Raw genomic sequence first — 12,469 nt, forward strand, 5'->3', positions numbered from 1 at the left:
CATATAATGGCAAAGGTAAAGGTTAAAACTCACTCGGGCGCTAAGAAGCGTTTTAAGATTACAGGAAGCGGTAAGGTAAAGTACCAGCACACCAACAAGAGACACAGACTTACTCAGAAGGACACTAAGCGCAAGAGAATCGCTCGTAACGCAGGTGTAGCAGACTGCACAAACGCACCTACAATCAAGAAGCTCGTTCCTTATATGTAATCGGAAGCGGATAATTTGTTCCGCATGGTACTGAGCGCAATTCCCGTAATTTTAATTTTGGAGGTAAAAGACTATGGCACGTATTAAAGGTGCAATGATGACTCGTAAGAGAAGAAACAAGACTTTAAAGCTTGCTAAGGGCTACTGGGGCGCAAAGAGCAAGCACTTCAAGATGGCTAAGCAGGCCGTAATGAAGTCAGGCAACTACGCATATATCGGAAGAAAGCAGAAGAAGAGACAGTTCAGACAGCTCTGGATCACAAGAATTTCCGCAGCTGCAAAGCTCAACGGCATGAACTACTCAACATTCATGAACGGCTGCAAGAAGGCTGGTATCTCTCTCAACAGAAAGATGCTCAGCGAGATCGCTATCAACGATGCAGCAGGCTTCACAGCTATCGCTGACAAGGCAAAGGCTGCTCTTTAATTGCAATTAAAAACACGCTCCTTTTATAAAGAGCGTGTTTTCTTGTAGGAGGCGGGGGAAGACTCCGCCTGCTGCAAGAAGTCTCACCAAGTTATAACGGAGGTGCGTGTAGTATTGGATAATATTATAACCTCTAAAGATAATCCCACCATCAAGCTGTATCAGAAGCTTTCCTCGTCGAAAAAAGAAAGGCTTCAGTACGGCTTATTCGTGTTGGAGGGGCTCAGAATAGTTGAGGACGCTCTTAAAGAGGACAGCGGCATAACTCAGCTCATACTGACCGAGAAGGCGTGGGAGCGCTGGGGCGAGGAGCTTTTACAGGCTGATTTGAGAGATACAAGGACAATTGTCATTTCAAATGAGCTTGGAAACAGGATAGCCTCGACGGAGAGCACACAGGGAGCCTTTGCCATATGCAGGATACCCATTCAGCGTACTGCTGAGAGCATAGTCCGCGAGGGCGGGAAATACCTTGTGCTGTTCGGTCTCCAGGACCCTGGCAATGTTGGCATGATGATAAGGACCGCGGATGCCCTTGGTATCGACGGAGTTATAATGTCGGGCAGCTGCGACCTTTACAGCCCAAAGGTGATACGCTCCACCATGGGCTCGGTGTTCAGAATGGCGATCGCCGTTGAAAACGATGCCGACGCTCTTTTTGAGCAGCTTAACGGAAAGGGTGCGGTCACATCTGCGGCAGTCATCGACAAGGACGCGATACCCGTGACGGAATGTGAGTTCACGGGCACACAGGCGGTGTTTATCGGCAACGAGGGCAACGGACTGCCTGCGGACATCGCACAGCGCTGCACACGAAGGGTCATTATACCCATGCACGGAAACATCAACTCCCTCAACGCGGCGATGGCTGCTGGGATACTTATGTGGGAGCTGAAACGATAAGTCCGAAAAGGAGGGCTGACTATGGAGGAAACAAAATACTGGCTCTGGCTGAATATGGTCTTCGGAACGGGAAACCACCGTATCTGGGAGGTCATGAGCTTCTTCCGCACGGCGGAAAAGGCGTACATCTCCCTCACCACCGATAACGGCATAGTCAGTCTTAACGAGGCGGAGCGGAAGAACGTCAATTCTATCCCTCTGCGGAATGCGGAGATATATCTTGCCAACTGCGCCAAGAGGGGCATCGGAGCCGTAGCCTTTACGGAGCCCGATTATCCCGAGCAGCTGAAACATATCTACAATCCGCCGTCCCTGCTCTATTATAAAGGAAACATCTCCTGCCTTAAAACGGAGCTGACAGTCACCTCCGTGGGCACGAGAAAAGCCACTCCCTACAGCCTTAAAGCAGCTAAGGAGATATGCTCCGAGCTTTCGGCAAGGGGAGCTGTTATAATCAGCGGCTTTGCGGTAGGCATCGACCTTGCCTCACACATGGCAGCGGCAGACATAGGCAGACCCACAGTCTGCGTAATGGGCTGCGGCGTTGATGTGGACTATCCCAAGCCCAATTTCCGGTACAGAGATATCATACTTGCGGCAGGCGGCGTGTTTATATCGGAATTTCCTCCGGGAACACCGCCCAATTCGCCCAACTTTCCCAAGCGGAACAGAGTGCTTGCGGCGCTGGGAGCAGCTGCGGTGGTATTCCAGGCAGGAGCCAAGAGCGGCTCGCTGATAACAGCCAATCTTGCAGCGGGACAGGGGCGCGAGGTGCTGTGTCTGCCGCCTGCGGACATATTCAGCGGAGAATTTGCAGGCAATGTGAAGCTTCTCCGTGACGGAGCGCTGCCCATGTACGACGCCTCCGACGTTATGGACTGCATAACGGGAAAGAAGAAAAAGTCAGCGGATACTTCTGCCGTCAGAAGGGGAGCAGAAGTGTTCGGTGAGACCAGTGAGCCCTCAGCCGATGAGATGAACGACCTTATGAGGGCACTGAACGGTATAGACGATGAAAAAAAGGAACCTGCCGAAAGACCTGAGCCCGCGCTGTCCGACGAGCTGTCGGAGACTCAGCGCCGCATTGCGGAGGAGCTTATGAACGGTGCTCTCCACGCAGATGAGCTTGCTCAGAGACTTGAGCTTGATCCCTCCGTGCTTATGACAGAGCTTACGGAGCTTGAAATATTCGGGACAGTGCGTTCACTTCCCGGAAAAATGTTTGAACTTATCAGATAAGGGGATAAATCAATGTCAGATTTAGTCATAGTAGAGTCGCCTGCAAAGGCAAAAACTATCCAGAAGTATCTCGGACCCGGATATGAGGTAATAGCCTCCATGGGACACGTCCGCGACCTTCCCAAGTCGAAGATGGGCGTGGACAAGGACAACGACTTCAAGCCTCAGTACACCGATATGAAGGGCAAGGAGGACGTTATCAGAGAGCTGAAAAAGCGCGCCAAGAAGTGCGACAAAGTATACCTCGCCACCGACCCCGATCGTGAGGGAGAGGCAATATCATGGCATATTGCCCAGATGCTGAAGCTGGATATGAACGATAACAACCGAGTGGCTTTCAACGAGATCACCAAGACAGGCGTAAAGAACGGAATGAGCAATCCGCACAAGATAGATGTGGACCTGGTCAATGCCCAGCAGGCAAGGCGTATCCTTGACCGACTGGTGGGCTACGAGCTGAGCCCCTTCCTGTGGAAAAAGGTCAAGAGAGGACTTTCCGCAGGCAGAGTGCAGTCCGTTGCGGTACGTCTTGTAGTTGACCGCGAGAACGAGATAAGGGCATTTGTCCCCAAGGAGTACTGGTCCATCGACGCCAAGTTCACCGCCCCCTCATCGAGGAAGGTGTTCGACGCAGCACTGGTAGCAGTAGACGGCGAAAAGCTTGAGATCCCCAACCAGGCAGAGGCAGACGGACTCCTTGCAAGGCTCGAGAATGCCGAGTATGTAGTAAAGTCGGTAAAGAAAAGGGTAACAAAGAAACAGCCCGCACCTCCCTTCATCACCTCCACCCTCCAGCAGGAGGCTTCCCGAAAGCTCAGCTTCAGTGCAAAGCGCACCATGAAGGCAGCACAGGAGCTCTACGAAGGTGTTGACGTACAGGGAGTAGGTGCAGTAGGTCTTATCACATACATGAGAACGGACAGTCTCCGAATCTCCGACGAGGCAAAGAAGGCAGCCGCCGAATATATCGGAACGGTATACGGCAAGGACTACCTGCCCCCGGAGCCCAGAAACTTCAAGACCAAGAGCAACGCACAGGACGCCCATGAAGCTATACGTCCCTCGACCCCCGAGCTTACCCCCGAGAGAGTAAAGTCCAGCCTCAGCTCCGACCAGTACAAGCTCTACAAGCTCATATGGGAGCGCTTTATCGCAAGCCAGATGGCAAACGCCCTGCTGGACACCGTATCTGCGGATATAGAGGCAAATGGCTGCACATTCAGGGCATCGGGCTATTCCGTTAAGTTTGACGGATTTATGGCACTTTACGTTGAGTCAAGCGACTCCGAGGACGGCTCAAAGAAGATGCTTCCTGAGCTTAAAGCAGAGGATAAGCTGAAGCTGAAGTCCATCGCGGGCAATCAGCACTTCACACAGCCCCCTCCGCGATATACCGAGGCTTCTCTCATCAAGGCACTTGAGGAGAACGGCATCGGCAGACCGAGTACCTACGCTCCTACCATAACCACCATAACCTCACGCCGCTATGTCGAGCATGAGGGCAAGGCGCTGAAGCCCACAAACCTTGGTGAGGTCATCACGGAGCTTATGAAGGATCACTTCAAGAAGATAGTAGACGCCAAGTTCACCGCCGAGATGGAGAACAATCTGGACGAGGTAGAGCACGGCGAAAAGAACTGGGTAAGCACACTTCACGAGTTCTACGACGACTTCTCAAAGACCCTGAAAAAGGCAGAGGAGGCAATGGACGGCAAGCGCGTGAAGGTACCCGACGAGGAGACCGACGTAGTATGCGAGCTGTGCGGCAGGAACATGGTAATAAAGTACAGCAAGTTCGGCAAGTTCCTTGCCTGCCCGGGCTTCCCCGAGTGCAAGAACACAAAGAAGATAGTAACAGAGGCGGACGGAAACTGTCCCCGCTGCGGAAAGAAAATGCTGCTTAAAAAGTCCAAGAAGGGCAGAAGCTTCTACGGCTGTGAGGGCTTCCCCGACTGCAGCTTCATGACCTGGAACGTGCCTACCAAGGAGGTATGCCCTCAGTGCGGCAAGAGCCTGTTCATGAAGGGCGGAAAATCGGGCAAGCTTGTATGCGAGAACGAGGGCTGCGGCTATGAAAGAGAGCTGAAGAAATGAGCGTGACCGTCAATGTCATAGGCGCAGGACTTGCAGGCTGCGAAGCTGCATGGGCAGTTGCCGAGTCGGGCATAAACGTAAGGCTTTACGAAATGAAGCCGCAGAAATATTCTCCCGCCCACAAGTACAGCGGCTTTGCGGAGCTGGTATGCTCCAATTCCCTGAAGGCGGCGAGACTTGAGTCGGCAGCAGGCTTGCTCAAGTACGAGATGGAGCTGCTGGGCTCACTGACTGTGCCCTGTGCAAAGGCAAATTCCGTTGAAGCAGGCGGAGCCCTTGCGGTGGACCGCGAGAAATTCTCGGACGCAGTAACGGAGAAGATAAAATCCCACCCCCTCATAGAGCTTATAGAGGGCGAGGTGACGGAGCTTCCCGAGGGCGAGACCATAATCGCCACAGGTCCCCTTACACAGGGAGCTATGGCGGATATAATAAGGGAGCTCTGCGGCGAGGGACTCAGCTTTTATGACGCCGCCGCACCTATTGTGACTGCGGAGAGCATAGATATGGAAAGAGCCTTCTATGCCTCACGCTATGACAGAGGTGACGCGGATTACGTCAACTGTCCCATGAACAAGGAGGAGTACCTTGCGTTCCACGAAGCTCTTACAGGAGCCGAAAAGGTGCAGCTCAAGGACTTCGAGACCCATCCCTTCAGCGTCTACGAGGGTTGTATGCCCATCGAGGAGCTGGCATCGAGAGGAGTGGACACCATGCGCTTCGGACCCATGAAGCCCGTGGGCATAGACGACCCAAGAACGGGCAGACGTCCCTACGCAGTAGTGCAGCTCCGCAAGGAGAACCGCGAGGGCACACTTTTCAACCTTGTGGGATTTCAGACCAATCTTAAATTCGGCGAGCAGAAGCGTGTATTCTCAATGATACCGGGACTTGAAAATGCCGAATTCATGCGCTACGGCGTAATGCACAGAAACACCTTTATAAACAGCCCCGAGCTGCTGAATGCGGACTTCTCCATGAGGAGCCGCCCCGAGATCTCCTTTGCGGGACAGATAACGGGAGTAGAGGGCTATATGGAAAGCGCTGCAAGCGGACTCATAGCAGGTATCGCGGTATCCCGCAGGATAAAGGGACTTGAGCCCGTAAAGCTCCCCCTTGACACCATGACGGGAGCCCTTTCCCATTACATCAGTGACCTCTTCAACAGCGGCAGTTTTCAGCCCATGGGTGCGAATATGGGGATACTTCCCGACATCGGCGTAAGGATAAAGGACAAAAAGGAGCGCTACGGAGCATATGCAGAGCGTGCCGTTAATTCGCTGAGAGGAGAGCTTGAGAGAATTGGCTTCTAAGATAATAGTTGACGCCTTCGGAGGAGATAACGCTCCTCTGGAGGTAATAAAGGGCTGCGAGAGAGCGGTCCGCGAGCTTGGCGTGAGCATCATACTCACGGGCAGCGAGGAAAAGATAAAGAAATGTGCGTCGGAAAACGGTCTCAGCCTCAACGGCATAGAGATAGTCCATACCGATGATGTTTTTGATATACATGAGGAACCGAAGGAGATAATCAAGTCGGGCAAGAATAGCTCTATGGCAGTGGGACTCACCCTTCTTGCAGAGGGCAGGGGCGACGCCTTTGTTTCGGCAGGAAGCACGGGAGCACTTGTCATGGGAGCCACCTTCATCGTCAAGCGTATCAAAGGCATCAAAAGGATAGCACCGTCACCCGTGCTCCCCGGTGATAAGGGAAGCTTCATACTTCTCGACGCAGGAGCAAATACAGAATGCAGACCCGAAATGCTGGTGCAGTTCGCTGTTATGGGCAGCGCCTACATGGAGAAGGTCATGGGCGTGAAGTCACCGAAGGTGGGACTTCTCAACATAGGCTCCGAGGAGACCAAAGGCAGAGAGCTTGAAATAGAGGCTTACAAGCTGCTGGAGCAGTCGGGGCTGAACTTCGCAGGAAATATCGAAGCAAGAGACCTGCCTAAGGGCGAGGTGCAGGTAGTTGTCACCGACGGCTTTACAGGCAACATCGTCCTGAAGCTCTACGAGGGAATGGGAAGCTTCTTCGCCAAGAGGGTGAAGTGGATATTCTCGGGAGCAGGCAAGCTGGGAGCGATATTCTCCCTGGGCAAGATAAAGGCATTCAGAAAGCAGATGGACTACAAGGAGGTAGGCGGCTCAGCCCTTCTCGGCGTAAGAAAGCCCGTCATAAAGGCACACGGAAGCTCTGACGGAACTGCCTTCTTCAACGCCGTAAGGCAGGCAAAGAAGTGCGTGGAGGGCAATGTCGCAGGCGTGACCGAGAGCTATGTAGCTCGTATGGCAGCCGCAGACAAGGAGTGATAATATGGAAGACATTTCGAGATTTGAAGATATAATCGGATATAAGTTCAAGGACATACAGCTGCTGAAGCAGGCTCTTTCCCATTCGTCCTATGCAAACGAGAGAAAGCACCCCAACGGCAGCAACGAGCGTCTGGAGTTCCTGGGCGACAGCGTGCTGTCCATCGTGGTATCGGACTTCCTCTACAAGAACCTGAACGTAGCAGAGGGCGAGCTGACAAAGATGAGAGCGTCCCTGGTATGCGAGAAGTCCCTTCACGTTTTTGCAAAGCAGATAAACCTGGGAGATTTCCTGCTTTTGGGCAAGGGCGAGGAGAACACAGGCGGAAGGGAGCGCCCTTCCATACTTGCCGACGCCTTTGAGGCAGTCATCGCCGCCATATACCTTGACGGCGGAATGGAGCCCGTTTCGAAGCATATCCTGCGCTTCATGCCCAAGGATATCCGCCACGCAAAGAAGCCTGTATTCAACGACTTCAAGACGGTGCTCCAGGAGGTAGTCCAGAAAAATCCCGAGGAGAAGGTGGAATACGTTCTCATCGGCGAAGAGGGACCCGACCACAACAAGCGCTTCGTAGTTGAGGTGTGCCTGAATGACCAGGTCATCGGCAAGGGAAGCGGAAAGAGCAAGAAGGAAGCCGAGCAGCTTGCTGCAAAGGAAGCGCTGGAGCTCATGGGTTATGAAGCACAGTAACATATCCGTATTCGTGCCTCATGTGGGCTGTCCACACAAGTGCAGCTTCTGCGACCAGCGGACCATAAGCGGCGCGCAGAGCCTTCCCCGCGGAAATTATGTCAGGCAGGTCTGCGAGCAGGCACTGAGGGAGGTAAGGTCTCCCGAGGATACGGAGATAGCGTTTTTCGGCGGAAGCTTTACGGCAGTTCCCCGTGATTATATGCTGGAGCTCCTTGAGGCAGCCCGGGAATATGTAGGCGAGGGGAAGTTCAGGGGCATACGCTGCTCCACCCGTCCCGACTGCATAAGCACTGAGGTGCTTGACCTGCTGAAAGGCTTCGGAGTCACCGCCATAGAGCTGGGAGCCCAGTCCATGAAGGACGAGGTGCTTGCCGCCAACGAGCGCGGACACACCGCACAGGACGTTGTGAACGCAAGCCGCCTTATAAAGGACTACGGTTTCGAGCTGGGCTTGCAGATGATGACAGGGCTCTACAAGAGCAGCCTTGCGGACGACATGGAAACAGCAAGGAGAATAGCAGACCTTGCTCCCGATACTGTCAGGATATACCCTGTGGTAGTGCTGAGGGGCACCCGTCTGGGACAGCTTTATCTGTCCGGCGAGTACGCTCCCGCACCCTTTGATGAAATGGTGGAGGTCTGTGCGGATATAATGAAGCTTTTCACTGAGCGCGGCATCAGGGTCATAAAATGCGGACTTCACGCCAGCGAATTTGTGGAGCAGGACATGGTGGCAGGCTACTATCACCCTGCATTCCGCGAGCTGTGTGAGGCAGCCATCTACCGCAGCAATATCCTTCGCGCCATAGAGAAGGAGCTGCCGGACTGCCGCGGCAGTGTCACGGCAGAGGTCAGCAGCAGGTGTATCAGCAAGGCTGTGGGACAGAAAAGAGCGAATATAGAATTTTTCAGGGAGCGCGGTCTGGACTTGACCATCGTGGGCAGTGAGACCGTCCCTATATATGAATGTAAGCTGAGGAGGTGAGCGGGTGTATCTTAAATCACTGGAAATACAGGGATTCAAGTCATTTCCCGACAAGATAAGCCTTACCTTTGACAAGGGACTTACCGCAGTCGTTGGACCTAACGGAAGCGGCAAGAGCAATATCGGCGACTCCGTGCGCTGGGTACTGGGCGAGCAGTCCACAAAGACCCTGCGAGGAAACAAGATGGAGGACGTAATCTTCTCGGGTACCGTGGCAAGGAAGCCCATGGGCTTTGCGCAGGTAACGCTGAATATAGACAACTCCGACAAGACCCTTCCCGACATGGGGGACGAGGTCGGCATAACCCGTAAGCTGTACAGGAGCGGCGAGAGCGAGTACCTCATAAACGGCAAGCCCTGCCGACTGAAGGACATCAACGAGCTGTTCATGGACACAGGTCTGGGACGTGACGGCTACTCCATAATCGGACAGGGACGTATTGCCGAGATAGTAGGCGCCAAGAGCTCCGAGCGCCGTGACATCTTCGAGGAGGCGGCAGGAATATCCAAGTTCCGCTACAAGAAGCTGGAAGCGGAGCGAAAGCTCACCGCCGCACAGGAGAATCTGCTCAGGCTCACGGACATACTCACCGAGCTGGAGGGCAGAGTAGAGCCTCTGAGGATACAGTCCCAGAAGGCAGAGAAGTTCATCAAGCTGGCGGAGGAGCGCAAGCGCCTGGAAATAAGCGTCTGGGTCAGCCGTCTTGACGAGATGAAGATAAAGCTTGACGAGCTTGAGAGCAAGATACTCGTCAGCAAGAACGAATACGAGAACATCGAGAACGACATACAGCGCGAGGAGCAGAAGATAGCCGACGGCATAAGGAAGATGCAGGAGAGCACCATGCGCGCTGACGAGCTCCGCCGCAAGATGCTGGAGGAGGAGCAGACCGCTTCCGGGATGAAGTCGGGCATAGCCGTTCTTGAGAACGATATAAAGCACTGCAATGAGGCTGTTGAGGCAGCCCAGAAGAATATCGACAGCTCCGAGGAGGCAAAGAAGGCTCTTGAGCAGGAGCGCAAGGCAGCTCTTGAGGGACTTGAAAAGCTGGAGGAGCAGAAGAAGGCTCTGGAAGCCGAGATAAAGGCAGCGGAGGAGAGCTTCGAGAAGGCTGAGAGCGAGAGCACCAAACTGGGAGACTCTGTAGACAAGGCAGGCAGTGAGATAAACGGCTTGTACATCAGACAGAGCGAGCATCGCTTCAACATCGAGTCCTCAAAGTCCATGATAGAGGAGCAGACCGCAAGGCTTGCCGAGCTCCGTGAAAACAGCGGCACACTGGTGAAGCGCATCGAGGAGTACGAGGGCCACAGAGCTGACCTTACCGCCCAGAGCGAGAAGAACGCCGCCAGGGCAGAGGAGCTCCGCAACAAGCTCAGCGGACTTGAAAGACTGTATAAGTCACGCCGCGAGGGCTTTGAGCAGGCGAAAAACGACTTTGAACGCGCACTGTATGACCTGAAGGACAAGCAGCAGCGCAGGAAGATATTAACCGACCTTGAGAACAACATGGAGGGCTTCGCAGGCAGCGTAAAGCAGGTGCTGAAGGCTTCCAAGCAGGGACGCATAGGAGGAGTATTCGGCACCATCGCCCAGAATATAGGCGTTGAGCCGCAGTACGCCGTAGCCATAGAGACCGCACTGGGCGGCGCAATGCAGAACATAATCGTTGAAAACGAGGACATCGCAAAGCGCTGTATCCGCTTCCTGAAGGAGCAGAAGGGCGGACGCGCCACGTTCCTGCCCATCACCTCCGTAAAGGGCTACGAGCTCAGGGAGCAGGGGCTGGAAAACTGCGAGGGCTTTGTGGCGAATGCCAACAAGATAGTTACCTATGACCCCAAGTTCAGCGGCATAATCGCATCGCTGCTGGGACGTATAGTCATAGCCGAGGACATCGACACCGCCACCCTTATCGCCAAGAAGTACGGCTACAAGTTCAGGATAGTCACTCTTGACGGACAGGTCATCAACGCGGGAGGTTCCTTCACGGGAGGCTCCGCACAGCGTTCAGGCGGTATCATCACCCGAAAGAACGAGATAGACACACTTGACGCCGAGATAGAGAAGCTTGCTGCCGAGAGGGACACCCTCCGCGAGAAGGCAGAGAAGCTCCGTGCAGAGTCGGAGAAGCTCCGCTATGACACCGAGGCAGCCAAGGAGGAGCAGGCACAGTGCGAGGCTGAGAGAGTCCGCATAGGAGCCGAGCTCACCAGCGTCATCTCACTGGCAGACCAGCTCCGCGCACAGTCTGCTGACTCCGACAGAGTCACCGCAGAGACAGAGCAGCGCATAGAGGCTGCAAAGCAGAACATAGCCGACTCCGAGAAGGCTCTTGCCGACACGGAAGCGGAGATAAAGGCGGCGGAGGAGAAGCTTGCCCAGGGACAGGACATCCGCGAGAAGCTGAGAGTTCAGCGTGAGGAGCTGTCCGACAGGCTGTCCGAGCTGAAAATAAAGGGCATGGAGCTTGCCAAGGACTTACAGGCGCAGGAGCTTGAGCTCTCACGCATAGACAGGCGTGAGGAGGAGCTGAAATACGGCGCCCACCAGTTCGAGGAAGAGATCTTCCGCCAGAGGGAGATAATAGCGCAGAAGGAGTCCGGGATAGCGGAGCTGAAGCAGAAGCTTGCCGACTTCAAGGACAACACTGCCTCCTACAACGAGGAGATACAGCGCTGTCACACCACCCACACCGAGCAGAACCGCCTTGTCAACGAGATGCAGAACGGTCTCAAGGCGATAAACGACTCCAAGGAGAAGCTCTCCGCAGAGATAACCCGTCTTGAGGAGCGCAGGGAGACAGTCTGCCGTGACACCGACAACATCATCAGACAGCTCATGGAGGTCTACGAGCTGACACGCTCAGAGGCTGTACAGATAGCCGAGAAGATAGACGACATGATGGCTGCACAGGCAGAGCTGACCACCATCAAGAACAAGATACGCGCACTGGGAAGCGTAAACGTGGACGCTATCGAGGAGTACAAGGAGGTATCGGAGAGATACCGCTTCATGTCCGAGCAGATAGCCGACATACAGAAGTCAAAGGCAGAGCTTGAGAAGATAATCACGGACCTGACCGCAGAGATGTGCAGGATATTCTCGGAGAGCTTTGCCATAATCAACTCAAACTTCAAGAGCATTTTCGTGGAGCTCTTCGGCGGCGGAAAGGCGGAGCTCATACTCAGCGACCCCGAGAACGTACTGGAATCGGGCATTGAGATAAGCGTAGCCCCTCCCGGAAAGGTCATCAAGAACCTTATATCGCTGTCGGGAGGCGAGCAGTCCTTCGTAGCCATAGCGATTTATTTTGCCATACTGAAGCTTAGACCCGCGCCCTTCTGTATACTTGACGAGATAGACGCGGCTCTTGACGAGGTAAACGTAAGGAAGTACGCACAGTACCTCAAAAAATTCACGGACACGACCCAGTTCGTACTGGTAACACACAGACGAAGCGCCATGGAGGAGGCAAATGTGCTCTACGGCGTCACCATGCAGGAGGACGGAATATCCAAGCTCCTGAAGATGGAGCAGGTGGACTTCCAGGAGGACGTAGCAGATATTCAATAATTTTTTTGTCACAGATGAACATATCGC

At 53.9% G+C, this 12,469-nt stretch carries 10 protein-coding genes; all 10 read left to right on the forward strand.

What is annotated here, in order from left to right:
• Window positions 1-6 precede the first annotated feature (6 nt).
• The 10 genes from rpmI (at window position 7) to smc (ending at window position 12,442) form a co-directional block, all read left to right on the forward strand.
• A complete protein-coding gene (rpmI, locus tag T488_RS0114140; RefSeq protein WP_019678115.1) occupies window positions 7-210 on the forward strand; it encodes a 50S ribosomal protein L35 in 204 nt (67 codons plus the stop codon).
• Window positions 211-283: 73 nt separating this feature from the next.
• Window positions 284-637 carry a 50S ribosomal protein L20 gene (gene rplT / locus T488_RS0114145; protein WP_028521362.1) on the forward strand — a complete coding sequence of 118 codons (354 nt, stop codon included), beginning with the start codon at window positions 284-286 and terminating at the stop codon, window positions 635-637.
• 114 nt (window positions 638-751) lie between these two features.
• Window positions 752-1,540 carry a TrmH family RNA methyltransferase gene (locus T488_RS0114150; protein ID WP_155267229.1) on the forward strand — a complete coding sequence of 263 codons (789 nt, stop codon included), beginning with the start codon at window positions 752-754 and terminating at the stop codon, window positions 1,538-1,540.
• Between the two features lie 21 nt (window positions 1,541-1,561).
• Window positions 1,562-2,779: a DNA-processing protein DprA gene (gene dprA / locus T488_RS0114155; protein WP_028521364.1), complete on the forward strand. Its 1,218-nt coding sequence runs from the start codon at window positions 1,562-1,564 to the stop codon at window positions 2,777-2,779.
• A 12-nt stretch (window positions 2,780-2,791) separates the two neighbouring features.
• Complete coding sequence (topA, locus tag T488_RS0114160; protein ID WP_028521365.1) at window positions 2,792-4,873, forward strand: type I DNA topoisomerase; 2,082 nt, start codon at window positions 2,792-2,794, stop codon at window positions 4,871-4,873.
• Window positions 4,870-6,186 (forward strand): methylenetetrahydrofolate--tRNA-(uracil(54)-C(5))-methyltransferase (FADH(2)-oxidizing) TrmFO, encoded by a 1,317-nt coding sequence (gene trmFO, locus T488_RS0114165; protein ID WP_028521366.1) that lies wholly within the window; start codon window positions 4,870-4,872, stop codon window positions 6,184-6,186. Before topA ends, trmFO begins: the two co-directional genes overlap by 4 nt.
• Window positions 6,176-7,183 carry a phosphate acyltransferase PlsX gene (gene plsX / locus T488_RS0114170; protein WP_028521367.1) on the forward strand — a complete coding sequence of 336 codons (1,008 nt, stop codon included), beginning with the start codon at window positions 6,176-6,178 and terminating at the stop codon, window positions 7,181-7,183. The genes trmFO and plsX overlap by 11 nt, the downstream gene beginning before the upstream one ends.
• A gap of 4 nt (window positions 7,184-7,187) precedes the next feature.
• On the forward strand, window positions 7,188-7,877 hold the full coding sequence (rnc, locus tag T488_RS0114175; protein WP_196243332.1) for a ribonuclease III: 690 nt from the start codon (window positions 7,188-7,190) through the stop codon (window positions 7,875-7,877).
• The gene (locus tag T488_RS0114180; protein ID WP_028521369.1) at window positions 7,864-8,865 is read left to right on the forward strand and encodes an elongator complex protein 3; all 1,002 of its coding nucleotides are present in this window, start codon (window positions 7,864-7,866) and stop codon (window positions 8,863-8,865) included. The genes rnc and T488_RS0114180 overlap by 14 nt, the downstream gene beginning before the upstream one ends.
• A gap of 4 nt (window positions 8,866-8,869) precedes the next feature.
• Entirely contained in the window at window positions 8,870-12,442 is a 3,573-nt protein-coding gene (gene smc / locus T488_RS0114185; RefSeq protein WP_028521370.1) for a chromosome segregation protein SMC, read from the forward strand.
• Window positions 12,443-12,469 lie beyond the last annotated feature (27 nt).

It is taken from the genome of Ruminococcus flavefaciens ND2009, from assembly GCF_000621785.1.
Lineage (GTDB): Bacteria > Bacillota > Clostridia > Oscillospirales > Ruminococcaceae > Ruminococcus > Ruminococcus flavefaciens_C.

Bases quoted from the DNA above. Each gene is read 5' to 3' on its own strand.
- trmFO (WP_028521366.1), top strand. From the start codon at position 4,870: ATGAGCGTGACCGTCAATGTCATAGGCGCAGGACTTGCAGGCTGCGAA.
- rnc (WP_196243332.1), top strand. From the start codon at position 7,188: ATGGAAGACATTTCGAGATTTGAAGATATAATCGGATATAAGTTCAAG.
- topA (WP_028521365.1), top strand. From the start codon at position 2,792: ATGTCAGATTTAGTCATAGTAGAGTCGCCTGCAAAGGCAAAAACTATC.
- T488_RS0114180 (WP_028521369.1), top strand. From the start codon at position 7,864: ATGAAGCACAGTAACATATCCGTATTCGTGCCTCATGTGGGCTGTCCA.
- dprA (WP_028521364.1), top strand. From the start codon at position 1,562: ATGGAGGAAACAAAATACTGGCTCTGGCTGAATATGGTCTTCGGAACG.
- rplT (WP_028521362.1), top strand. From the start codon at position 284: ATGGCACGTATTAAAGGTGCAATGATGACTCGTAAGAGAAGAAACAAG.
- rpmI (WP_019678115.1), top strand. From the start codon at position 7: ATGGCAAAGGTAAAGGTTAAAACTCACTCGGGCGCTAAGAAGCGTTTT.